Below are 23869 nucleotides of genomic sequence, written 5' to 3'. Positions count from 1 at the left end.
CATTCATCCGCTCCTTTGATTCATCTGTTTAGGAGCAGTATAGACAAGAATAGGCATTGGTTAAACATGTCGGAATTTCAAACTGAATTTATATATTTGTACAAAATTAGTTGGTTGTTTGTTTTTAGTATTATTATACAGATAAATTTAAATTTTTTGAAAAAATATTATAATAAATAAAATGGGGAATGAAATATGGAACAAAAAGTTCGTTGGGGGATTTTAAGTACGGCTAATATTGCTAGAGAGACTATAATTCCTGCTATTCAACGTGCTAAGAATGCGGAGGGAGGTAGTAGCGATTGCGAGTGGAAGTGGAAAAGCGCATGAGGCGGCTGTGCAATTAGGTATTCCTACAGCTTATAACAGTTACGAAAAATTGCTTGCAGATCCGAATATTGATGCTGTATATATTCCTCTTCCTAACAGTATGCATGTCGAATGGACAATCAAGGCGGCCGAACATAAGAAGCATGTACTTTGTGAAAAGCCAGCTGCTTTGTGTGAAGCAGATGTAAGACGAATGATAGAAGCTTGTAAAGAAAATAATGTGATTTTTATGGAAGCATTTATGTATCAGTTTCATCCTCAGCATCAGAGGGTCAAGGAGATCCTCGCCTCAGGCGAAATTGGTGATGTAAAACTGATGAGTTCGAGCTTTTCTTTTTATCTGCATGACCGGGAGACGAATATTAGAATGGATGCAAAGTTAGGTGGAGGGAGTTTATTCGATGTTGGGTGTTACTGTGTCCATTCGATTCGAAATTTGTTAAGTACGGAACCTATTGAATTGTATGTTCAAGCTAACTGTCATGAACGTTATCAAATTGACATGTCTGCAAGCGGATGGATGAGAATGAAAAATGGTGTTCATGCATTATTCGACTGTAGTTTTGAGATGTTCCCTGGAAATGAGTACGACATTATTGGCACGAAAGGGAAAATTGAGGTGCCGCGGGCATATCGACCAGATTTACATGAAGGAAAGGGAGTAATCGTGATTCGGACGGATGATGGAGAAATTAAGGAAGAAGTGATTTCAGCTGATCAATATGTATTAGAAATTGAACATTTTTCTGATTGTATTATAAGAGGACGACAACCGCTCTATTCAGAGAATGGTATTATACAAAATGCGCGAGTTATCGATGCGTGCCGTATATCTATCGAAACCGGCAAAGTGATAATGTTGAACCATAGGGAAAAAGGAGGATTCTCATGAATTATCGTCGCTTAGGAAATACAGAAAGGGAATTAGCGAGGTGAGCTTCGGCACATGGGCGATCGGCGGATCATGGGGAAAAACAGATGAAAGAGAATCGCTAAAAGGACTCCATCGAGCGATTGAAGCAGGAGTAAATTTCTTTGATACGGCAGATGTGTATGGTGATGGACGTAGTGAAGAACTTCTGGCAAAAGCTATAAAGGGTAAGGAAGATGAAATTTATATTGCAACGAAGTTTTGTCGAGCAGGAACATTAATGATTTTCAAGAAGTGTTCCGAGGAAGCAATTAGACGGTACTGCGAAGCGAATTTGAAGCGGCTACAGCTCGAGTGGATCGATTTATAATCAGACTCATTCATTGTCCTCTGCTTAAAGTGTTGAAGGATGGTCGAGTGTTTGACGTTTTGGATAAATTGCAGAAAGAAGGGGAAATTCGTTATTACGGTGTTAGTATGGAGACTGGTGAAGAAGGGTTATTTTGTCTAACAAATCCGAATGTGAAGGCTTTGCAAGTAATTTTTAATATTTTTCGTCAAAAACCTCTAGAGCAGTTACTTCCGCAAGCAAAAGAGCAAGGAGTTGGTATACTTGCACGGTTGCCTCTTGCAAGCGGATTACTGACAGGAAAGTTCAAAAGAGACACAAAATTTGAAGAAAACGATCACCGTAGTTTCAATCGCGACGGACAACATTTCAATGTAGGAGAAACATTTGCAGGCCTTGAGTTTCATAAAGGGGTAGAGCTTAGTGAACAGCTTAAGTGGATAGCAAACGGCAGAGGAAATATGACAAGAGCAGCTCTTCACTGGATTTTAGACCATGACTCTGTCACATGTGTGATTCCAGGGTTTAAGACGGTACAGCAAGTAGAAGATAACTTACAGGCGATACATGTTTCTTCCTTTTAGTTTAGAGGAAATGGAGAGATTAAGAGAGTTTTATAAAAAGGAAGTTCATATCTTTATTTGAGGAGATTATTAAAAAGAGAAGGGGATAGGAATGAAGGTTATGCAGGAAAAGTTTGGGAAGATTGATAGTCAGCTAGTGACTGCTTTTACTATTATAAATGATAATGGCATCGAGATAACTTGTCTGAATTATGGATGTATTATTACAAAGATCATAGCTCCTGATAATAAGGGGAACTATGAAAATATAGTATTAGGATTTGATTGTTTAGATGACTATTTAAAGTATTCTCCTTATTTCGGCGCTGTTGTTGGACGGGTGGCTGGCAGAATCAAAGACGCATGCTTTGAACTGGATGGCAAAACGTATTTATTATATAAAAATGAAAACAACAATCATTTGCATGGCGGTTTCAAAGGGTTTAGTAATGTTGTATGGGAAGCAGCTGTCATTGAAACAGAGAATGAAATCGGTATTCAATTTTTATACGTAAGCCCGGACGGAGAGGAAGGGTATCCAGGGAATGTACACATACGAGTTACTTATACATTAAACAATGAGAACGAACTTTGTATTTCTTATTACGCGAAATCCGATCAAAACACGTTGCTGAATGTTACGAATCATACGTATTTTAACTTAAGTGGCAATTTAAAAAGAGATGTTTTAAATCACTTCTTAAAAATAAAAAGCGATCGATTTTTAGAGTTAGATAAGGAATTTATCCCGACCGGCAGCATTTTAGATGTAACAAATACTCCTTTTGATTTCCGAGATGGAAGAACGATAAAGGAAGGAGTTATTTCTGGTCATCCACAAATAGAACTTGTGGGACAAGGATATGATCATCCCTTTTTATTAAACGTTCATCATGATAATGAGATTATATTATGGGATCCGGAGAATGGCCGCACCTTGACAGTTGAAACAGATGAAGTTGGTGTTGTGGTATATACAGGAAATCAATTAAAAGATGATTATGAAATTCGCGGAGTGCCGTCGCGAAAGTACTTGGGAATTTGTTTAGAAACACAAGGATTGCCGGATGCGATTCATCATCCTCATTTTCCTTCCTATATCTTAGAAAAAGATAAGGAATATTCTTCGGTAACGAAGTATAAGTTTGGAATTATTAAAAATGATGAACATGTACTTCCTTAATCATATTTCTTAAATTTCATTGCTAGAGGCTTTGGTGTTAATAAGTAGATGAGCAAAATTCATTGTATTAATTACCATTTCAAAAGAGCAAACGAAGGTACCTTTATGCCACTTGTATCTGTTTTTTTACAGAAACCAGTGGCATTCCTCGTTGGACTCCGCATAAATAAACTCAATGAGATCGTGAAATTTTCTCAATCTCAGCTCGCGAGACCGATTGACAAGTTACTCAAATGGTCCACCATTCAATAGATATACGTGAATTGATGATCGCTTGTTCATGACGGGTTCGATATTGATCCAAGCTCAGTGCTTTTTGTTTGCTGAAAGTAATTTCAACGGATCATTGTTTCGTATTGTAGTCGAGAGAATCAAAAGTTCACTTATTCATCGGTTGAGCGTCTTTCCAACAACCAACGTGGCCGTATACAAATATAATTTATTAACGTTTTGTGTATCTTGAAGTTCAATGGAATGAAGGAGTGAAGACTAGAACATGCTACTACAATTGGTGAGCCCCAACTATGGGGGAGAGCATACAGGTTCATTGTTATATAAATCTAAAACTGCAAACAAATAAGCAGACATATTTCCCACATGCATATAAGTAATATCCATTACAAGTTTTTGGAACAGATTCTCAGCATAGAATTCGCTGTTTAGGACATTAGGAAATACTACCGAACTTCTTCGTCTGCAGAAAAGTCGTTTCTTGCGAATCACCGATTTGATACTTAAAACACCACACACCTTATATCAGTATGCCCTCGCATGCGTTTATATCCAAAGTATGGGTGTAACTTATGAATGGCTAATAGATGCCCTTTCAACAAAAGGTCTTCTGCCAGGCTCTTTGATGTTCTCGATCGGTTCTTGTGCTACTTGTTTTTAATAGAGTGGATATTTTATTCGTAGTTCATCAATAATAGGAACCCTTTCAGCTTTTAGGATCCTTCTTCCCATGTAGATTTGGATGGCGCCCTTTTAGGTATTCCACCTGCGCTTTCAAATAAGAATTTTTCTCTTCTAAACTCGAAAAAAGTTTACGATTCCACACTTCGTTGATCTTTAAAAGACTCGCCATTTGAACTTTTTGCCCCATTGTGCAGTCGGCATACCACTCTTCATTTCCAAACGTTCACTGAGCTGCCGACAAGACCAGTCCTTCTCCAATTTCAAACGAACGACTTCACGTTTCAGCTCTTCTGAATATGAGCAAAAGTTTTTTCAGTTCTTAGCCCATAAAAATCCTCTCACAGGTAGAACATCATATCAAATGTTCTCTTTTTTCTGTAGGGGATCATACTATCTTTTTCTGTGTTTTCACATGCCAGTATATTGGTTTTACGAAAAAGGATTTTCCGCTTCTTTCTGTAACTTCTCAAAGACTTAAGAGTTCAGTATTCGAGAGTCGTCATCTCCGATAGTACAAACTCTCCGAAGCAGTCTTTGTGATTCTCAAGCCAGATGGAAAAACTCACTCCCAAGCCTATCATTATATCTCTGTACAACAGCATAATACCGCATATCTTTATAACAGCGAATCGAAAGGGTGCCTACTATAGGCCGTAAGTTTCCATCATTGAAAGAATGGAGCATTGAGTTTGGTTTGCTCTCGGAGACACTGCGCATGACACCAAAAATGTCTGTCAAGATGCGAATTTTTTATTTTCCCCATCAATCCTCGGAATAGTGAGGAGAGAAAAGATGGTTATAGTCGAGTGATTCCACTGTTTCTGGAGACGGAATTCGGAAAATGACTGAGCAAACATTCAATCATTTAAACGGATAAACACCATGTTGGTATAGGTTTAACCGCTATTTATTATGTATATTTTCATGCGCAACTTTGATTTTTTATTATAGTTTTACCACACCGTTTTGTTAGTTAACTAACTTAAAGGAACAGAGCAGCCCCTTCTTCTCTCTTTAAAAAATTCTCAATGACAAAAAAGGAGACTCCTAATGCAGTGGAATAAATCGATAATTTTGAAAAGTCAATTCTTAAATTGGTTTGATGAAATGGTAAAGTATATGCTTCGATTACTTGCTTGATAGGCTTTTCTAACCAATTCTTTGCCATAGATAGACGGTTACCAATGATGATTTGTTGGGGATTAAATGTATTGATCAGATTATTGATTCCTATTCCTAAATAACTGCCTACTTGATTGAATAATTGAATCACTTCTTTATGTGGTTTGGTTGCTAACTCTAGTAATTTTTCCAATGTAAGCTCCTCTTGTTTTAAAGGAAGGGTATGTAGTTGTTTTGCTCCTTGAAGAAGAGCTTGTTCAGAAGCATATAATTCCCAGCATCCTTTGCTTCCACAACTACACGGCTTTCCATCTACTTGAATAATCATGTGGCCACTTTCTCCAGAGAAGCCGTTTAATCCTCTGTATAATTCTCCTTTGAGGATCAAACCTACCCCGATTCCAATCCCGGCACTTACATAGATGATGTTATCAAATTCCTGTCCAGCGCCGAGGCGTTTTTCTCCATACGCTCCTGCGTTAGCTTCGTTATCAATAATGACAGGAACATGAAAAATGTTTTCAATTTCGTTTTTAAGAGGTATGTTTTTCCATGATAAATTAGGAGCAAATAATATGTTTCCAGCTTTGTCGACAATTCCTGGTACCCCAATTCCGATGCCGATTAACCCATATCGGCTATCAGGCATTTCATTTAACAAATATTGAATGGTATCTTTTACAAGCGAAATGACAGTTTCATACGTTTTATCATTGAAAGTGATACTTTTTTCTTTGATAATGTTTCCTTGAAGATCGGTTAGTACACCTAAAATATAATGAACACCTAAGTCAATACCAATCGAATACCCAGCTTTTTCATTAAATAATAATAAAACAGGTCGTCGTCCACCACTGGATTCTCCTTGTCCTATTTCATAGACGAATTCCTCATCTATTAGCTCTTTTACTAAGGAAGAAACAGTACCTTTATTTAATCCGGAGCGTTGAGCTACATCTGCTCGGGATAAAGGCCCTTGTTTTTTTATCATGTCAAGAACAAGGGACTTATTAATTTTCTTAATTAAATGTTGATTTCCCGTTATTTTCCTCATCTACATCACCTTATTGATTATTTACCTTGTTTATAAATGTAACCTAACCGTTTAAACCGTTCAATATTTTATACGGTGATTACCATATACTCATTATACGCTTTGTTTATTCACTAGACAAACAAAGTTCATAATGGTATAATTTAATTGAAAGTTCAAAAAATTTAGATTTGTTCTGGAGGGGATTGAATTGAAAAGGGTAGTAAAAATTATTGTTTCTATGTTGTTATTGTTTGTATTGGTATTTTCGATGACTGCTTGTGGACAGGATGTTGCGAATCAAAATGTAAACGGTAACAAAAATGGTGAAGACGAATCTGGAAAAAATAAAAAAGTTAGAATCGGATTTTCTGTATCGGATCTTACACTAGAAAGATGGCAACATGATCGCGATATTTTTGTGAAAAGAGCAGAGGAACTTGGAGCGGAGGTACTGGTTCAGTCTGCGAATGGCGATAGCGCGAAACAATTATCACAAATTCAAAATATGTTATCTCAAGGGATAGATGTACTTGTTATTATAGCGGTCAATACGGAGACGTTGTCTCCAGTCGTAGAGCAGGCGAAAAAAGAAGGGGTTAAAGTATTGGCTTATGACCGTTTAATTATGAATGCTGATGTCGATGCGTATGTTTCTTTTGATAACGTGCGCGTAGGAGAAATGCAAGCGGAGTATTTAGTGCAAAAGGTCCCGAAAGGAAACTATTTCTTATTAGGCGGTTCCCCTACAGATAATAACGCTAAAATGTTCAGAGAAGGACAAATGAATGTTTTGAAACCACTTATTGATAAAGGTGACATTAAAGTAGTCGGTGATCAATGGGCAAAAGACTGGCAAGCATCTGAAGCGTTAAAAATTATGGAAAATGCGTTAACTGCCAATAACAACAAGATTGATGCCGTTGTTGCATCAAATGATAGTACTGCTGGTGGTGCAATCCAAGCCTTGGCTGCTCAAGGTTTGGCAGGAAAGGTAGCGGTTTCTGGTCAAGATGCTGATTTAGCTGCCGTTCAACGAATTGTTGAAGGAACGCAATCGATGACCGTTTATAAACCGATTAAGCGTATTGCGACAAAATCTGCGGAAGTTGCAGTTCAGCTCGCTAAAGGAGAAAGTACTAACACCGATCAAACGGTTAACAATGGTAAAGTTGATGTACCATTTATTAAACTGGACCCGATTATGGTAGATAAAGAGAATGTTATCGACACTGTCGTTAAAGATGGATTTCACTCCTATGATGACGTGTATAAAAATGTTCCGGAAAGCCAACGCCCACCGCGCCCGTGATACATCAAGACCATACTTTATTCGAAGTTGAGCGACTTATGTTTTGGTATCCATGGCATGTAAATTAAGTTGCTTATCATGGGTATGCTCAGTAATCGATAGATCTATTTTATGTTGTCGTTCATGTATAGCTATTAGTCGGATAGGGAAAATCGAGCATTTGCTAAAAATTTTGTTAGTAGGGTGGGGATGTATGCAACCATATATTTTAGAAATGAAAGGGATTATAAAAGAGTTTCCGGGTGTTCGTGCGTTAAATAACGTTACATTTTCGGTGCGTAAAGGCGAAATTCATGCACTTTGCGGGGAAAATGGTGCAGGAAAGTCTACATTAATGAAAATTTTAAGTGGTGTATATCCGTATGGTTCGTACGAAGGGAAAATTTTGATCAATGGAGAGGAAGTACGGTTTCGAAATATAAAAGAATCACAAGATGCAGGGATCGCTATTATTTATCAAGAATTGGCGCTTGTGGAAGAAATGACGGTTGCTGAAAATATGTTTCTTGGTCATGAGTTCATGAGAGGTACATTGATTGACTGGAACCGTCTTTATGCAGAAGCTCAAAAATGGTTGAAACAAATTGGTTTAAATATTGATCCAGAAACAAAAGTCGGTGATTTAACGGTTGGAAAACAACAACTGATCGAAATTGCCAAAGCGCTTACAAAGAACACACAGATCATTATTTTAGATGAACCAACAGCAGCATTGACAGATAGTGATGTCAATATTTTGAAAGCGATTTTAAGAGATCTTCGGGCAAAGGGTGTTACGTGTATTTATATATCTCATAAGCTTAACGAGGTGATGGAGTTAGCCGATACCGTTACTGTTTTGCGGGATGGTCAAACAGTGAGTAGCGATCCTATTGAGGAACTTTCAGAAGATAAAATTATCACGAAAATGGTCGGAAGAGAGTTAAATGAACTTTTTCCGTATGAACCCCGTCCGATTGCTGAGACAGTTCTGGAAGTGAGAAATTATTCCGTGATAAATGTAGATACTGGAAAGAAAGTGATTGATGATGTTTCGTTTGTTTTGAGAAAAGGAGAAATTCTCGGTATTTCAGGGTTAATGGGAGCGGGAAGAACGGAACTTTTCACTAGCTTATTCGGCGGATATAAAGGAAAAAAACAAGGAACGGTTTTTATTGATGGGAAAGAGACGATTATTCGGAATCCGGCAGATGCCATTAAAGTTGGTATGGCCTATGTTTCAGAAGATCGTAAAAAATATGGTCTTGTGCTAGGAATGGATATTATTAAAAATTCCACACTTGTTGCATTAAGGAAACTTATCAAATTGAACATCATCGATCATGCATTAGAAATAAAAAGCGCTGAAGAAATTACAAAAAGAATGAAATTAAAGACACCGGACCTTGAAGTAAAAGTGTCTCAGCTAAGTGGGGGAAACCAGCAAAAAGTAGTTTTAAGTAAATGGTTGTTAAATAGCCCAAAAATATTAATTTTAGATGAACCAACTAGAGGGATTGATGTTGGGGCGAAATACGAAATATATAAAATTATCAATGAATTAGCGCAACAAGGGGTCGGCATTATTTTAATTTCATCCGAGCTACCAGAAGTTCTTGGAATGTCAGATCGCATTTTAGTGATGTCGGAAGGAGCGATTGTTGGAGAGTTTTCTAGGGAAGACGCAACACAGGAAAAAATAATGGCTTGTGCAACGGGAGGGAAACAAAGGTGAAAAGTACAGTCTCTACACAAACGGTTGCTCGTTCAAATGAACGAGGTGGCTTGCGCGTGAAATTTGACTTTCGTTCTTACACGCTTGTTATTGCGTTAATTTTCATCGCCCTTATTTTTGGTATGTTGACGGAAGGTGAGTTTTTATCTTCTCGGAATCTATCAAACTTATTTATGCAAATGTCGGTGATCTCAATCCTTGCTATCGGTATGACACTGGTTATTATAGCTGGACATATTGATTTATCGGTAGGATCGCTAGTCGGATTAACAGGTGGAATCGTGGCGATTCTACAAGTCTGGTATGGATGGGGAACAGTTTCGGTTATTATTGTCGCCGTTGCTATCGGTGCTATTGCAGGGCTTTGGCAAGGTTGGTGGGTTTCCTATCGCGGTGTACCCGCATTTATTGTTACTTTAGGAGGAATGTTAATTTTTCGGGGGATTTTAATAGGGATAAGTAAAGGACAAACAATTGCCCCATTGGAAGAGAGTTTTGAAATAATTGGTAATAGTTATCTTCCTTACGTACCAGGATATGTACTAGCTATCATCAGTATGGTTTTGTTATATGTTTGGACGGCTTGGAATCGCAAAAAAAGGCAATCGATAGGCTTAACTGTACGTACAAAAATGAATGATTATGGGAAGGTAACCATTTACTCGTTATGTATTCTTGTTTTGGTTTACATGTTAAACCGCTATTACGGTATTCCGATTCCTATGCTCGTTGTTGTTTTGTTTGCTGCGATTTTCGTTTTTATCACCCTGAAAACTCCATTTGGCCGATATATTTATGCGATTGGTGGAAACATTGAAGCCGCGGCACTTTCAGGAATTAACATTAAGAGAGTAATTTTATCTGTGTTTGTTTTAATGGGGGCGCTTTCAGGAGTAGCTGGAATTATTTTAACGAGCCGACTTAACGCGGCGGCTGTAAGTAGCGGAGAAATGTATGAGTTGGATGCGATTGCCGCTTGTGTTATTGGTGGCACGAGCCTAATGGGCGGGAAAGGAAATATTGTGGGTGCGATTGTTGGTGCCCTTATTATGGCGAGTATTGATAATGGAATGAGTATGATGAATATTGAAACATTTTGGCAGTTTATTGTAAAAGGGTTGATTCTCATTATTGCTGTTTGGATTGACATATCAAGCAAAAGTCAACAAGCGTAATTACCTTTCATTCAAAAGGAGGGGGATGGAGTTTCAAGAAAATACTGTGAAAAAGAATTCAAGATATCGGGGTGGATTTGCAGCGGAGAAGAGGTTTTTGGCAACAAATAAGTATGATGCCTTGTTGTTTGAGCGACAGGATAATTTTGGTTGGCTCACGAGCGGTGGTCATAATGGTATCTTTTATAACAGTGAATTGGGCGAATGTGCTTTGCTGGTGACGGATGAGGATATCAAAATCGCGATGATTAATTACACCTATCAATCGTTATATAGTCGAACATGATCGACCGTTTGCCTGGAATCCATTAATCGGGGGACGAAATCAGAGGATGCGATTCTAGTTGGCTACTCTTTTGCCGAAGTCGTTTCAAAAAGTAGTTGGCCACAAATCGATGCTCTAAAAAGGACAGCTATTTTAGAAATATAAAATGTAGGAGGAATGAAGCATGTCGTATTTTAAAAACATCAATGTGATTCAATATGAAGGTCCCAAATCAAAAAATCCGTTCTCTTTTAAATACTATAACTCTGAGGAAAAAGTTGGCGATAAAACAATGGAGGAGCATTTGCGTTTTTCGGTTGCGTATTGGCATACGTTTACGGGAGATGGATCGGATCCGTTTGGTGCAGGCAATATGATCCGTTCATGGAACAAATACAGCGGAATGGACTTAGCCAAAGCGCGTGTAGAGGCTGCTTTTGAGTTTTTTGAAAAATTAAATGTCCCATTCTTCTGTTTCCATGATGTGGATATCGCACCAGAAGGAGAAACATTAAAAGAAACATACAAAAATTTAGATATTATCGTAGACATGATTGAAGAATATATGAAAACAAGCAAAACGAGACTGCTTTGGAATACGGCGAATTTATTTACCCATCCTCGCTTTGTCCATGGTGCCGCCACTTCTTGCAACGCTGATGTATTTGCCTATGCAGCGGCTAAAGTAAAAAAAGGATTGGAAATTGCGAAACGATTAGGAGCGGAAAACTACGTATTTTGGGGCGGACGGGAAGGATACGAAACGCTTTTAAACACAGACATGAAACTGGAACTTGATAATTTAGCGCGCTTTTTACATATGGCGGTTGACTACGCAAAAGAGATCGGATTTGACGGCCAATTTCTAATTGAACCAAAACCGAAAGAACCGACGAAACATCAATACGATTTTGATGTGGCAACGGGTTTAGCGTTTCTGCAAAAATACGGGCTACAAGATTATTTTAAGTTCAATATCGAGGCGAACCATGCAACGCTTGCTGGGCATACATTTGAGCATGAACTCAGATTGGCGCGAATTAACGGAATGTTAGGATCTGTGGATGCGAATCAGGGAGATACATTATTAGGATGGGATACGGACGAATTCCCGACAGACTTATATTCTACGACTCTAGCAATGTATGAAATTTTGAAAAACGGCGGCCTTGGCCGTGGCGGCTTGAATTTTGATGCTAAAGTAAGAAGAGGATCGTTCGAACCAGAAGATTTGTTTTACGCTCATATCGCTGGAATGGACAGTTTTGCCGTTGGATTAAAAGTCGCTCATCGATTGATGGAAGACCGTGTTTTTGATGAGTTTATTGAAGAACGGTACAAAAGTTATACAGAAGGAATTGGACGTGAAATTGTGGAAGGAACGGCGGATTTTCGTAAATTGGAAGAATATGCTTTACAGCTAGAGGAAATCCAAAATCAATCGGGTAGACAAGAACGATTGAAAACGTTGTTGAATCAATACTTGCTTGAAGTTTGTGCAATCCGTTGATGAAAAGAGGGAATAGTCTTGGATCATGTCATTGGTGTGGATTTAGGGACAAGTGCAGTAAAGGCGCTGCTTGTGGATCGGAATGGAAATGTAAAGGGAGAGTGGACAGAAACTTATCCCTTATATCAGCCCCAGTCCGGATATAGTGAACAAAATCCTGAGGATTGGGTAGAAAAAACGATTGTTGCTTTAAGAAAGTTATTAGAAGTTTCCCATGTTTCTCCTGACTCTGTTGGTGGATTGAGTTTTTCCGGCCAAATGCACGGACTTGTGCTTTTAGATAAGGAACGGAACGTACTGCGAAATGCGATTCTGTGGAACGATACGAGGACAACGGAAGAATGCCGGGAAATTGAGGAGAAAGTGGAGAAAGAAGCGTTATTATCGATTACGAAAAACCGTGCTTTAGAAGGGTTTACGCTGCCGAAGCTGTTGTGGGTGAAAAAGCATGAACCGCATCTTTATGAGCGTGCGTATACGTTTTTGCTGCCAAAGGATTACGTCCGTTTCCGTCTTACGGGACACATTGCGATGGAATATTCCGATGCGGCGGGGACGTTGTTGTTAGATGTTAAAAATAAGACATGGAGCCAGCCTATTTGCGACGTCCTTGGCATTGATGTTCAGCTGTGCCCTCCTTTAGTCGAATCAACGGTATATGTCGGAACGTTGCTTCCAGAAATCGCGGAAGAAACTGGACTATCTACAAATGTAAAAGTTTTTGCCGGCGGTGCCGATAATGCTTGCGGTGCAGTTGGCGCTGGAATTTTATCGGAAGGGCGTATGATGTGCAGCATCGGTACATCCGGTGTCGTTTTGGCGTACGAGCAAACAGGAGAAAAAGACTTTGCTGGAAAAGTTCATTATTTTAATCATGCCAAGCCGAATGCCTACTATATTATGGGGGTGACATTGGCCGCCGGGTATAGTTTTGACTGGTGGAAGCGCATGTTTATGGAAAATGTCCCGTTTGCCGATATTGTCAAACGGGCCTATGAATCACCGATTGGTGCCAATGGCTTGTTGTTTACCCCATATTTGGTCGGGGAGAGAACTCCTTATGCCGATGCCGATATCCGCGCCTCCTTTATCGGGATCGACTCTTCGCAAACGAAGTGGGATTTTGCGCGCGCAGTAATGGAGGGAATCACCTTTTCGCTAAATGAATCGGTAGAGATAATGAAGGCAAGCGGAAAAACGGTCGAGTCGGTCGTTTCCATCGGCGGGGGAGCGAAAAGCAGGGAATGGCTGCAATTGCAGGCAGACATCTTTGCGATTCCAGTGGAAAAATTAAAAAATGAGCAAGGTCCAGGATTAGGAGCGGCCATGATTGCTGCGTATGGCTGCGGCTGGTTTGATTCGCTCGAGCAATGTTCGGATGTGTTTAAGCAGGTAGAGCTTGTTGTTGAGCCGCAAAAAGAAGCGGTAGCACGTTACCAGGAGTTATTTGCTATTTACCGCGAGATTTATCCGCAAACAAAAGAGATGACAAAAAAGTTAAAAGCATTTCGGAACTAATTTTTCTATGCGCGCCGGTGCATTTCGTGCCGGCGCATTGTTATGTCAGTGATGGACTCCTCTTTAAGTTAGGGCATTATGAAAACGATCATTTTCGAGCAAACAATTTATATGAACAGGCGGGTGCATCGCTCATAGGTCATCTTGAAAGCAAATTGGCTCCTTGTTCTTGCACTGATGCAGAAAAAACTGCAAATCAGTGAGTTCGTCCGCTTGCTTTCTTCCTCTCGTGTATCGATAATAATAAAGAGGCTTGTTTAAATTCGATATAGCAGAAATTTTTATTAAATTTTTTGTGAGTGTACGGTAAAATCAATAGTGGTAAAAACTCTATTTAGTAATGAGGAGATGGATGAGTGGGATCAGAAATCATGCAATTTTTCAAGAGATCGACGTGGAAGAGAATTGTTATTTTTTCTATTTTAATTTTTATTCTCTATTTAGTTCGAAGTATTTTAAATATTATTTTGCTTACCTTTATTTTTTCTTTTTTAATGAATGGTCTTGTTGACTTTATTTCTAAAAGGATTCGCATCAATCGGAAAATTATTGTGCTGCTACTGTATGCCGCGGTCATTTCTATCCTTGTCTACGGCGTCGTCAAATATTTGCCGATCGTTATTAACGAGATTTCGCAGCTGATCAAACAGCTTACAGAATTTTATTCGAAGCCCAAAGATAATATTGTGTTTAATTACATTATCGAGCAACTGAAGCAATATGAAATTACTACTTATCTGAATTTTGGAATGACGTATTTAATCAAATATTTCAGCGATATTAGCAGCGTCGGTCTGCAAATTTTGCTTGCGTTAATTTTAAGTTTATTTTTCCTTCTGGAAAAAGAGCGGATTATTTCGTTCACGAATCGTTTTAAATATAGCAAAATCAGCCCTTTTTATGATGAGTTGGAATATTTCGGGAAAAAATTTGCCCGTACGTTTGGAAAAGTCATTGAGGCTCAATTCATCATCGCAACAATTAATATGGCGATTACGGTAGCGTGCTTGTGGATGATGGAATTCCCACAATTATTCGGGCTGGGGATACTAATCTTTTTTCTCGGTTTGATTCCTGTTGCGGGCGTAATCATTTCGTTGTTTCCGCTATGCTTTATTGCTTATAGTATAGGCGGAGTAATGAAAGTCGTTTACATTCTCATTATGATCGCCGTTATTCACGCGCTGGAAGCGTATGTTTTAAATCCGAAATTGATGTCCTCGAAGACAAATTTGCCCGTTTTTTATACGTTTATCGTTTTGATTTTTTCAGAGCACTTTTTTGGTGTATGGGGGTTGATTTTAGGGATTCCTGTATTTGTATTTATTCTTGATGTATTGGGAGTAAAGACAGTGCAGGGAAAACGGGATGACGATGATGAATAAGTGTGAATATGGATTTAAGCCGTTCAAGAAGGTTTAGAACGATAAGCGAAAGAACGCAACGCGCTGGTATATTAGTGCCGGCGCGGCGTTTTTTCAGCTTTCTTCCACTTTTTTAGTTTTTTCACGAGCGTGGAATGATCGATCCCTAGCTGCTGTGCTGCTTTTCGCAGCGATGTATGTTTTTCGATTGCTTCATAGATGAGGCGTCTTTCAAACTGTTCGACCCGTTCTTTGAGCGTGAGCGGAAATGTGGAGGTCGTTTGGTCATAAATATGTAAAGGAAGATCGTGCGGTTCGATCAGTTGGGATGGGACGGAAACGACCATGTTTTCCATCAGGTTTTTCAGCTCCCTTACATTTCCCGGCCAGTGGTAATGCTGCAAAATTTCCTTTGTTTTTGGAGATAAATGTTTATCGATACGGTAGAGCTTGCAATAAAATGAAAAGTAATGGTCAAGCAGCGGTTCGATATCTTCAGGGCGTTCAGCTAATGGAGGAATATACATTTCAATGACTTGCAGCCGATAATATAAATCTTCGCGAAATTTTCCTTGTGAAATCAGCTCTTTTAAATTTCGGTTCGTTGCCGCGATGATGCGGACGTCCAGCTTTTTCGTTTTGTGGCTTCCGATTCGTTGCACTTGTTTTTCCTGCAGCACCCTCAATAACTTTACTTGCAGCGATAATGGCATTTCCCCGATTTCGTCGAGCATGATTGTCCCTTTGTCTGCTAATTCTAATAGGCCGATTTTTCCGTCTTGCCGCGCTCCTGTAAATGCCCCTTTTTCATAACCGAATAATTCGGATTCGAGCAATGCTTCTGGTATAGCCCCGCAGTTTACTTTAATAAACGGCTTGTCCTTTCGCGGACCTAGATTATGAATAAGGTTAGCGATGACTTCTTTTCCTACACCAGATGGACCGGTTAGTAAAACAGTAGTAGGGTAAGGAGCAATTTGTTGAACTTTGTCAAAAAGTTGTTTCATAGAGGGGCTGTGAAAAACGATTTGCTCATCTGAGCCGTCAACGGAGAACGTATAGCGGTGGTGGCTCATTTTCGAGAAACTTTTTGCCTTTTCTAGTTCTGTTTTCATTTGAATGAGATGAGAGATGTCCCGAACGCTTGTTACGACCATTTCAATATCACCTTGCTCATTGAAAACAGGGTTTCCAGTGACAATGAAATCCTTTTTTCGGCCGATTTTTTGCAAGATGGAAATTCGCTTTTTTTGTTGTAAAACGAGAAGAGAAACGGATTGATCAAAATATCCTTTTTTCACCAAATCATACATATGCTTTCCGACAAGTTCTTCTCGTCGGAACCCTGTAATGGCTTCGTAAGCGGAGTTTACCATGATCGTAATACCGTTTTGGTCGACGACATAAATGCCATCTGTCGAAAATTCGATAATCGTTTCCATTTGCTTAAACAGAGAATGGTAGTGTTCCATTTGCGATATATCTTGGAGGACACCGATCGCTCCGATTAATTCGCTGTTTCGGTACAATGGAGTTCGATTGACGAGACATTGGCGTCCCGCGATGTTCATTTTTACCCCGATCGAACTTGTTCCACTCTCTAACACATGAGGAAGCTGGGTGCTTGGAATCAGATCACGTATATCTTTTCCTTCCCAATTTTCGTTTTCTATCTGGAGAAGTTTTTTGGCAGAGGAATTGATTAATAAGATTTTCCTGTTTCGATCTACAACAATGACCGCGTTATGGATAGAGGAAAAAATGCTTTCCCATATATGAGGATCTATGATTATTTGCTTCATATAGAGGCCCTCCTTATTTTTGTTGGTGGTGAAAAAATTCAACATGTGGTGAAAAAAATCACTACTAAGCCTATTCGGTGTTCTTTTAGGATTCTCCTTTTTATGGTGATTTTTTTCACCATATTTATTATATATATTTCTAAAATTTTGTATTTTAAGAATATTATTGGTGTTGGCACGGTATTTGCATTATTATTGGATGAATAAAAAAGAAAGGGGCGAGAGTGAATACCCAAAGAAACGGTTCGATTTATTCTCCAACGATTTGCTTGATGTAAAGAAGGATACGGCGGTTTCGTGCTAGGAAGTTTTTGCACCGGTTGTTTCGTCGTTCCGTATTGAGAATTACAAGAGGCTATCGAAAGGCTCAATGCTTCTGCACATGGTTTATACAGCCAATATTTTATATGCAGCGCGGCGGATTGAATCTGGCACTGTGATTGTCAATGACATCCCTACGTTTCGCGTCGACTATATGCCTTATGGGGGAGTAAAAGAAAGCGGTTACGGGTATGAGAGGGAATATGCTGTACAAGAAATGACAGAATTAAAGTTTATTTCAAAAATTGATTAGGGGAGGAGTTTTTAATGTCAAATGTTATAAAACCGCGTCCAAAGCTTTATGTCATGGATAATGGACGGATGAGAATGGATAAAAACTGGATGATTGCAATGCATAATCCAGCGACAATTCACAATCCGAATGCACAAACCGAATTCGTAGAATTTCCGATTTATACGGTTTTGATCGATCATCCGGAAGGAAAAATTCTTTTTGATACTGCTTGTAATCCGAATTCGATGGGACCACAAGGCCGGTGGGCAGAATCTACACAGCAAATGTTTCCGTGGACGGCAAGTGAAGAGTGCTATCTTCACAATCGGCTAGAGGAGTTAAAAGTAAGACCGGAAGATATTAAATATGTCGTTGCTTCCCATCTTCACCTAGATCATGCGGGATGTTTAGAAATGTTTACAAATGCAACGATTATTGTACATGAAGATGAGCTTAACGGTACACTTCAATGTTACGCTCGCAATCAAAAGGAAGGAGCATATATTTGGGCAGACATTGATGCGTGGATTAAAAATAATCTTCAATGGCGTACAGTGAAGCGGCATGAGGACAATATTATTCTTGCAGAGGGAATTAAGGTTCTGAATTTTGGAAGCGGGCATGCATGGGGAATGATTGGACTGCATGTGGAATTGCCTGAAACAGGTGGGATTATTCTTGCATCTGATGCGATTTATACAGCGGAAAGTTATGGGCCACCGATTAAGCCGCCGGGCATTATTTATGACTCTCTCGGTTATATGAATACAGTGGAAAGAATACGTCAAATCGCTAAAGAAACGAATTCGCAAGTTTGGTTTGGTCATGATTCTGAACAATTTAAGAAGTTCCGTAAATCTACGGAAGGATACTACGAGTAAGAAAGGAGAGGGAGCGAATTGAGTGTTTCACGAATTGTATTTACACCGCTGAACTATGTAGGATGGGGATCATTGGAGCAATTGATTCCTGAAGTCGAACGATTTTCCCCGAAGAAAATATTAGTGGTAACAGATCCGGTACTTGAGAAAATCGGTCTCGTTCAACGGGTTATCCGTCCTCTTACAGAACAAGGATATGATGTCTATGTTTATTCGGATGTCGTTCCAGAACCACCATTAGAAATTGGAGAGAAATTAGTTTCATTTACCCGCCAAGGACGTTTTGATATGGTTATTGGCGTCGGTGGGGGAAGTGCCATGGATTTGGCGAAATTAGCGGCGGTTTTAGCGGTACATGAGGGACCGGCTGCTGATTACCTGAATTTGACCGGAACGAAAAAAGTGCATAAAAAAGGATTGCCGAAAATATTGATTCCAACTACCTCAGGAACGGGTTCTGAGGTGACGAACATTTCCGTTCTTTCTTTAGATACAACGAAAGATGTTGTAACACATGATTATCTTTTAGCCGATGTGGCGATTGTTGATCCAGAGTTGACCGTTTCTGTTCCGCCTCGCGTGACCGCGGCAACGGGAATTGACGCATTGACTCATGCGGTGGAAGCATATGTCTCCGTCAATGCAAGTCCGACGACGGATGGCCTAGCGCTTCAAGCCATTCGCCTTATTGCGCGCTCCTTACGAAAGGCTGTCGAAAATGGGAATGACAAACAAGCAAGAATCGACATGAGCAACGGCAGCTATCTAGCGGGCTTGGCGTTTTTCAATGCCGGTGTCGCCGGTGTTCATGCTCTTGCGTATCCGTTAGGCGGGCAATTTCATATTCCGCACGGTGAATCGAATGCGGTATTGCTTCCATATGTAATGGGATATATTCGAAAGAGTTGTGCGAAGCGGATGGCTGATATTTTGAATGCTTTAGGTGGAAATTCTAGTTATCTTTCTGAGGAGGAAGATTCTTATCGATGTGTTGAGGAACTTGAAAGAATTGTGCGTGATGTAGGGATTCCGAGAACGCTTGGCGGTTTTCATATACCGGAAACAGCTTTAGAGCGTTTAACACAAGATGCGGTGAAGCAAAAACGGCTGTTAGCGCGCAGTCCTTTGCCATTGTTAGAAGACGATATAAGAGCGATTTATCGAGCCGCTTTTGATGGTGTTGTAGCGGAACCAAGATAAAAGGACATTTTAAATAAATAATAATTAAGAAGGTCTGCTCCTTTACGGTGAAATGACAAGGGGAACAGACCTTTATTGTTGGAAACATTTGAAGGAGCTACATTTCGTTTTTAATGATTCCTTTACTTGTTCCAACTAGCACTTCTTTTCCGTCTTGATTTCGATATACCGATTTTACAGCGACTTGTTTGTATCTTTCTTTCTCTTCGACTTCGGTAATTGTTAATTCGCATGTAATGGTGTCCCCCGTAAATACAGGTCGAAGAAATTGGAAGTTCATTTCTTTTGCAATGTAGTTCAAATCCCCACCGATTTTTGTGCCGATGCTGGCGGTAAACAATCCGTGAACCATAAGCCGCCCTTTTTCATCACGTTCTATATGATGTCTTCCCATGTCACCTGAGAGTCCGGCGAATTGCAACGTTTCTTTATCGATAAATGTTCGTTTCCATGTAAAGACATCGCCCACTTTGAGATCCATAATGTTTTCCCTCCTAACCAAAAAAATGAATATTCAATATATTTATACAATCCTATTTTACAACAAAAACTGTAACCATTAGAATCTTGGATTGTTCGACAACGTCCTCTAATAAAAATAAGAGCTGTTATATAAATAGAAAGGGGTGTAGGGGGGGACTACGAGCGAACCTATTTGGGCCCAAAGTGAAAAAAGCACTTGTTCGGAAAATGACAGTTCCTTCGTTTAAAACGTGGATCAAAGAACACGACAGCCATACGATGGTGTTGTGATTGAATGTGAACATTTGTTTCAATGGGACTGGATCCAAGTCAGATCCGGTGAGTTAACTGTGGAAATGATTCAGCGTGTGCTTTTGGTCAGATGGGGAACTGCAACAAATCGAACGCAAACATAAAAAGAGTACACGAGACTATCGATTATATTAGCGCTGGAAGAGCGAATCGAATGTTGTAAGCAGATCATCAAAAATGATCAAATGCAGTCGGTAAAGGGAACTTAGCGATTTTTGTCATCCGGCGGCTTTATTGTCCTGTTAAGATATTGTGTAATTATGTTTTATTGAGTAGAAGAGCTTGTTTTTTATGGATAAAAATGGAACAATTCTTATAATCAGCTTTTGTGTCGATCTTACGTCGACAAGAGCTTAATTCCCTGAGAGAATACAGGAAAGTGAGAGCACAAAAGAGGACAGCGTAAAACTGCCCTTTCACACTATACATGATTTTGTATCGTTCTCAATACTTCATAAGCACGGTCGCCGATTAAACAAATCAGTTGCTCAAAAACAGCATCGCGTTGTAAGTCGAGTTCAACAATTCGCTTTGCCAGTTCAAGAGCTTTTGGATCCATCAATTATTCCCCCGTTTCTTTTTTTGTTGTAATCCATATCGCTCATATTCGCGGCGCAATTCGCTAACCGTCCACTGTCGAAGTGCATTGGCATCTGGAAACAGGCCTGTTTTCAGGAGCTTATAAATATAAAATTGTTTCTGTTTGATAATCGCGGTTCGAATGAGTTTCCCCATTTTTTCACTCCTTTTTATTTTTAAGTATACGATGCTTTGTTTGGTATGACACCTGTTTTGTTATATTTTCTTACACAAAAATATAAAACTTGTTAATTTTTTTGACAAAACGGTAACGGAATTTTAAAAAATTCCGTATAATTATGTTAGAAAAAATAACAAAGAGGTGAAGCATATGGCTTATGATGATTCATACAAATTTAAGAAAGTCATTTCCATTGGCATTGTGAGTGAATTAACGGGGCTATCACAACGGCAAATCCGATATTATGAGGAACGGAAACTAATTTTTCCTGATCGTTCAAAAGGGATTCGCAAATACTCGTTTGCGGATGTCGAGCAGTTAATGGATATTGCGAATAAGCGAGAAGAAGGAGTAACAACGCGAGAGATTCGCAACGAAATGACAAAGGAAATTCGCCAAAAGATGTTACAAGGGCAGATGAATGCCCATTTTCGGTTTCGGGCATAGGTGCTCCCCATCCCTTATATTAGGTGGGGATTTTTTATTTTATGAATGATGGGATGTGCGCTTTGATAATGCCTAGGATTTTCAATCAGTAATTATCGAGGAGACATGTAAAGATATGTTTACAAAAATATAGATAAATAGAATGAAAAATTAGATATTTTTACATAAATGACTAGACATTTTTTGAAATATGTATAATAATTTATTTTGTAAGCGGTATCATAAAATGCATGTTAAAGGGGTTGAATGAAGATGAAACGAATTCTTCTTGCTTGCAGTTCAGGAATGTCTACTAGTTTACTAGTTACCAAAATGCAGGAGTATGCAAAATCAATCGGGGATGAAGTGGAAATTTGGGCGGTAGGACAAGATCAGGCGAAAAAGGAAATGGAAAGAGCGGATGTGGTATTAATTGGCCCGCAGATGAGCTTTTTGAAAGGTGAGCTCCAAAAAGAAGCAGAAAAATATGGGATTCCTGTTGATGTGATTGATATGATGGCATATGGCATGGCAGATGGAAAAAAAGCGTATGAACAAGCGTTAACATTAATGGGGGAAAAATAGATGGAAAAGTTACAGCTAGAAAATTTAACAAATGAACAAATTGCGTTTCAATTGATTCTTCATAGTGGAAATGCCCGTAGCAAAGTAATTCAATCGCTTCGTGAATACCGCGGTGGAAAAAGAGAAGAAGCAGAGCAACTATTGAAAGAAGCGGAAGCGGATTTGAGTGTCGCCCATCATATTCATTTTCAATTGGTTCAAAAAGAAGCGAACAGGGAAAAGACGGAATTTTCGTTATTATTAATGCATGCCGAGGACCACTTAATGTCGACGTTATCAATGAAAGAATTAGTGAAAGAGCTGATTGAGTTATTGAAAGAAAGAAACCTTTAAAAAGGGGCGGGTCGTATGAATCAATCGTTATTTGAGAAAATGAGTAAAATATTGTTGCCGATTGCTGGAAAATTAAACAATAACCGCTATTTGCAAGTATTACGTGACGCGTTTATGTTAGCGTTTCCGCTCACGATTTTCGGCTCAATTGCGGTTGTTGTTGCAAACTTGCCGTTTCTTGACAAAGTAATGAGCGAAGGCAGCTTAAATACATTACGAACGATTTTAAACGTCGCTCCGCAATCAACAATGGGAGTTATGACCATCTTTGTTGTGTTCGGGATCGGTTATTACTTGTCAAAAAGTTATGATGTGGAAGGGATATTTGGCGGCGCCATTGCCTTGGCTTCGTTCTTTATTTTAACACCATTTATCCTGAATGTGGAAGGGAAAGAAGCGGTACAAAATGTGATCCCGCTTGACCGATTAGGGGCAAAAGGAATGTTTTTAGGGATGATTACAGCGTTTATTGCCGGAGAAATTTATCGGGCAATTGTGCAAAAAAACATTACGATTAAAATGCCGGCAGGGGTGCCGCCAGCGGTTGCGAAATCGTTTTCCGCTCTCATTCCTGCTGTTGTTACACTGACATTTTTTCTTGTTGTAAATATTGTGATTACGCAAGCGTTCCATACAAATATGCATGACGTCATTTATAAGCTTGTTCAAGCGCCGTTAGTTGGACTGGGAAGCGGTATTATTCCAACGCTCATTGCGATTTTTGTTACACAAATTTTATGGTTTTTTGGTTTGCATGGTCAAATTATTATCAACTCTGTTATGGACCCGATTTGGAATACACTTTCTCTTGAAAATTTGAACGCGTATACGGAAACGGGAAAAGTTCCTCATGTGATTAGCAAACAATTTATTGAAATTTATACAGTTGGCATGGGCGGGACAGGGATGACCCTTGCTGTTATTGCTGCGATTCTATTTTTTATGAGAAGTAAGCAAATGAAACAAGTGGCAAAACTAGGACTTGGACCGGGAATTTTTAACGTCAATGAGCCGATTATTTTCGGTTTACCTGTCGTGATGAATCCGCTCATTCTTGTTCCTTGGATTTTTGCACCAATGGTCGTTACCTTTGTGACGTATTTGGCGATGTCTTCCGGTCTTGTACCGCCGCCAACAGGAGTGACGGTTCCGTGGACGGTACCGATCTTTATCAATGGTATTATGGCGACCAACTCGTTAGCAGGAGGACTCTTACAAATTGTGAACTTTGCAATTGTATTGATCATTTGGTTCCCGTTCTTAAAATTTATTGACCGGATGAATGTGCAAAAAGAACAAGAAGAGTCAGCGAAACAGGCATCTTAAAC

The 23869-nt window shown here is 39.3% G+C and carries 20 protein-coding genes and 3 pseudogenes; 17 read left to right on the top strand and 6 right to left on the bottom strand.

What is annotated here, in order from left to right; translation table 11 throughout:
- The first annotated feature begins 195 nt into the window (after positions 1-195).
- The 3 genes and pseudogenes from HNR31_RS13450 (at position 196) to HNR31_RS13440 (ending at position 3296) form a co-directional block, all read left to right on the top strand.
- Positions 196-1222, top strand: a pseudogene (locus HNR31_RS13450) (Gfo/Idh/MocA family protein).
- Positions 1219-2195 (top strand): annotated as a pseudogene (locus HNR31_RS13445) (aldo/keto reductase). Before HNR31_RS13450 ends, HNR31_RS13445 begins: the two co-directional pseudogenes overlap by 4 nt.
- A 30-nt stretch (positions 2196-2225) precedes the next feature.
- The gene (locus HNR31_RS13440) at positions 2226-3296 is read left to right on the top strand and encodes an aldose epimerase family protein (protein ID WP_181556737.1); all 1071 of its coding nucleotides are present in this window, start codon (positions 2226-2228) and stop codon (positions 3294-3296) included.
- Positions 3297-3833: 537 nt separating this feature from the next.
- On the opposite strand, the pseudogene HNR31_RS18855 reads toward HNR31_RS13440, so the two are convergent.
- Positions 3834-4496, bottom strand: a pseudogene (locus tag HNR31_RS18855) (IS3-like element ISBth8 family transposase); the annotation flags it as partial.
- A gap of 697 nt (positions 4497-5193) precedes the next feature.
- A complete protein-coding gene (locus tag HNR31_RS13435; protein WP_181556736.1) occupies positions 5194-6387 on the bottom strand; it encodes an ROK family transcriptional regulator in 1194 nt (397 codons plus the stop codon).
- 220 nt (positions 6388-6607) lie between these two features.
- Here HNR31_RS13435 and xylF point away from each other — a divergent pair, with 220 nt between their 5' ends.
- From xylF to HNR31_RS13400, 7 genes are all read left to right on the top strand, one after another.
- Entirely contained in the window at positions 6608-7678 is a 1071-nt protein-coding gene (gene xylF / locus HNR31_RS13430; RefSeq protein ID WP_181556746.1) for a D-xylose ABC transporter substrate-binding protein, read from the top strand.
- A 193-nt stretch (positions 7679-7871) separates the two neighbouring features.
- Entirely contained in the window at positions 7872-9392 is a 1521-nt protein-coding gene (locus HNR31_RS13425) for a xylose ABC transporter ATP-binding protein (RefSeq protein ID WP_181556735.1), read from the top strand.
- Positions 9389-10567, top strand: a complete 1179-nt coding sequence (locus HNR31_RS13420) for a sugar ABC transporter permease (RefSeq protein WP_374058314.1) — start codon at positions 9389-9391, stop codon at positions 10565-10567. Before HNR31_RS13425 ends, HNR31_RS13420 begins: the two co-directional genes overlap by 4 nt.
- 25 nt (positions 10568-10592) lie before the next feature.
- Positions 10593-10853, top strand: a complete 261-nt coding sequence (locus HNR31_RS13415; RefSeq protein WP_181556733.1) for a hypothetical protein — start codon at positions 10593-10595, stop codon at positions 10851-10853.
- A 163-nt stretch (positions 10854-11016) separates the two neighbouring features.
- The gene (gene xylA, locus HNR31_RS13410) at positions 11017-12342 is read left to right on the top strand and encodes a xylose isomerase (RefSeq protein WP_181556732.1); all 1326 of its coding nucleotides are present in this window, start codon (positions 11017-11019) and stop codon (positions 12340-12342) included.
- Between the two features lie 18 nt (positions 12343-12360).
- Positions 12361-13860 carry a xylulokinase gene (gene xylB / locus HNR31_RS13405; RefSeq protein ID WP_181556731.1) on the top strand — a complete coding sequence of 500 codons (1500 nt, stop codon included), beginning with the start codon at positions 12361-12363 and terminating at the stop codon, positions 13858-13860.
- Between the two features lie 356 nt (positions 13861-14216).
- The gene (locus HNR31_RS13400) at positions 14217-15245 is read left to right on the top strand and encodes an AI-2E family transporter (protein WP_181556730.1); all 1029 of its coding nucleotides are present in this window, start codon (positions 14217-14219) and stop codon (positions 15243-15245) included.
- Between the two features lie 71 nt (positions 15246-15316).
- Here HNR31_RS13400 and HNR31_RS13395 read toward each other — a convergent pair whose 3' ends face one another.
- Entirely contained in the window at positions 15317-17026 is a 1710-nt protein-coding gene (locus tag HNR31_RS13395) for a sigma-54 interaction domain-containing protein (RefSeq protein ID WP_181556729.1), read from the bottom strand.
- A gap of 337 nt (positions 17027-17363) precedes the next feature.
- On the opposite strand from HNR31_RS13395, the gene HNR31_RS18850 reads away from it, so the two are divergent.
- The 3 genes from HNR31_RS18850 to HNR31_RS13380 are packed head-to-tail and all read left to right on the top strand — an operon-like array spanning position 17364 to position 19663.
- Positions 17364-17600 (top strand): aldehyde dehydrogenase family protein, encoded by a 237-nt coding sequence (locus HNR31_RS18850; RefSeq protein WP_308806359.1) that lies wholly within the window; start codon positions 17364-17366, stop codon positions 17598-17600.
- A gap of 14 nt (positions 17601-17614) precedes the next feature.
- Positions 17615-18463: an AhlS family quorum-quenching N-acyl homoserine lactonase gene (gene ahlS / locus HNR31_RS13385; RefSeq protein ID WP_181556728.1), complete on the top strand. Its 849-nt coding sequence runs from the start codon at positions 17615-17617 to the stop codon at positions 18461-18463.
- A gap of 18 nt (positions 18464-18481) precedes the next feature.
- Entirely contained in the window at positions 18482-19663 is a 1182-nt protein-coding gene (locus tag HNR31_RS13380; RefSeq protein ID WP_181556727.1) for an iron-containing alcohol dehydrogenase, read from the top strand.
- Between the two features lie 97 nt (positions 19664-19760).
- Here the strand turns inward: HNR31_RS13380 and HNR31_RS13375 are convergent, their stop codons facing one another.
- The 3 genes from HNR31_RS13375 to HNR31_RS13365 form a co-directional block, all read right to left on the bottom strand.
- The gene (locus HNR31_RS13375) at positions 19761-20144 is read right to left on the bottom strand and encodes an FAS1-like dehydratase domain-containing protein (RefSeq protein ID WP_181556726.1); all 384 of its coding nucleotides are present in this window, start codon (positions 20142-20144) and stop codon (positions 19761-19763) included.
- Positions 20145-20858: 714 nt separating this feature from the next.
- Positions 20859-20996 (bottom strand): hypothetical protein, encoded by a 138-nt coding sequence (locus HNR31_RS13370; RefSeq protein ID WP_181556725.1) that lies wholly within the window; start codon positions 20994-20996, stop codon positions 20859-20861.
- The gene (locus HNR31_RS13365; RefSeq protein WP_181556724.1) at positions 20996-21172 is read right to left on the bottom strand and encodes a Fur-regulated basic protein FbpA; all 177 of its coding nucleotides are present in this window, start codon (positions 21170-21172) and stop codon (positions 20996-20998) included. The genes HNR31_RS13370 and HNR31_RS13365 overlap by 1 nt, the downstream gene beginning before the upstream one ends.
- A gap of 175 nt (positions 21173-21347) precedes the next feature.
- Here HNR31_RS13365 and HNR31_RS13360 point away from each other — a divergent pair, with 175 nt between their 5' ends.
- The 4 genes from HNR31_RS13360 to celB all read left to right on the top strand — a co-directional run bounded on the left by HNR31_RS13360 (position 21348) and on the right by celB (position 23867).
- Positions 21348-21644 (top strand): MerR family transcriptional regulator, encoded by a 297-nt coding sequence (locus tag HNR31_RS13360; RefSeq protein ID WP_181556723.1) that lies wholly within the window; start codon positions 21348-21350, stop codon positions 21642-21644.
- A gap of 252 nt (positions 21645-21896) precedes the next feature.
- Positions 21897-22208: a PTS sugar transporter subunit IIB gene (locus tag HNR31_RS13355; protein ID WP_181556722.1), complete on the top strand. Its 312-nt coding sequence runs from the start codon at positions 21897-21899 to the stop codon at positions 22206-22208.
- On the top strand, positions 22209-22541 hold the full coding sequence (locus HNR31_RS13350; RefSeq protein WP_181556721.1) for a PTS lactose/cellobiose transporter subunit IIA: 333 nt from the start codon (positions 22209-22211) through the stop codon (positions 22539-22541).
- Positions 22542-22556: 15 nt separating this feature from the next.
- Positions 22557-23867, top strand: a complete 1311-nt coding sequence (gene celB / locus HNR31_RS13345; RefSeq protein ID WP_181556720.1) for a PTS cellobiose transporter subunit IIC — start codon at positions 22557-22559, stop codon at positions 23865-23867.
- Positions 23868-23869: the final 2 nt, after the last annotated feature.

The sequence above is a fragment of the Thermaerobacillus caldiproteolyticus genome, from assembly GCF_013761245.1.
GTDB lineage: Bacteria > Bacillota > Bacilli > Bacillales > Anoxybacillaceae > Thermaerobacillus > Thermaerobacillus caldiproteolyticus.
Note: the sequence above shows the minus strand (reverse complement) of the source record. Positions and strands in the feature narration are given on the sequence as shown.

Excerpts from the sequence above, each read along its gene's own strand:
- HNR31_RS13440 (WP_181556737.1), top strand. The coding sequence starts at position 2,226 with ATGAAGGTTATGCAGGAAAAGTTTGGGAAGATTGATAGTCAGCTAGTG.
- HNR31_RS13435 (WP_181556736.1), bottom strand. The coding sequence starts at position 6,387 with ATGAGGAAAATAACGGGAAATCAACATTTAATTAAGAAAATTAATAAG.
- xylF (WP_181556746.1), top strand. The coding sequence starts at position 6,608 with ATGTTGTTATTGTTTGTATTGGTATTTTCGATGACTGCTTGTGGACAG.
- HNR31_RS13425 (WP_181556735.1), top strand. The coding sequence starts at position 7,872 with ATGCAACCATATATTTTAGAAATGAAAGGGATTATAAAAGAGTTTCCG.
- HNR31_RS13415 (WP_181556733.1), top strand. The coding sequence starts at position 10,593 with ATGGAGTTTCAAGAAAATACTGTGAAAAAGAATTCAAGATATCGGGGT.
- xylA (WP_181556732.1), top strand. The coding sequence starts at position 11,017 with ATGTCGTATTTTAAAAACATCAATGTGATTCAATATGAAGGTCCCAAA.
- HNR31_RS13395 (WP_181556729.1), bottom strand. The coding sequence starts at position 17,026 with ATGAAGCAAATAATCATAGATCCTCATATATGGGAAAGCATTTTTTCC.
- ahlS (WP_181556728.1), top strand. The coding sequence starts at position 17,615 with ATGTCAAATGTTATAAAACCGCGTCCAAAGCTTTATGTCATGGATAAT.
- HNR31_RS13375 (WP_181556726.1), bottom strand. The coding sequence starts at position 20,144 with ATGGATCTCAAAGTGGGCGATGTCTTTACATGGAAACGAACATTTATC.
- HNR31_RS13370 (WP_181556725.1), bottom strand. The coding sequence starts at position 20,996 with ATGGATCCAAAAGCTCTTGAACTGGCAAAGCGAATTGTTGAACTCGAC.
- HNR31_RS13365 (WP_181556724.1), bottom strand. The coding sequence starts at position 21,172 with ATGGGGAAACTCATTCGAACCGCGATTATCAAACAGAAACAATTTTAT.
- HNR31_RS13360 (WP_181556723.1), top strand. The coding sequence starts at position 21,348 with ATGGCTTATGATGATTCATACAAATTTAAGAAAGTCATTTCCATTGGC.
- HNR31_RS13355 (WP_181556722.1), top strand. The coding sequence starts at position 21,897 with ATGAAACGAATTCTTCTTGCTTGCAGTTCAGGAATGTCTACTAGTTTA.
- HNR31_RS13350 (WP_181556721.1), top strand. The coding sequence starts at position 22,209 with ATGGAAAAGTTACAGCTAGAAAATTTAACAAATGAACAAATTGCGTTT.
- celB (WP_181556720.1), top strand. The coding sequence starts at position 22,557 with ATGAATCAATCGTTATTTGAGAAAATGAGTAAAATATTGTTGCCGATT.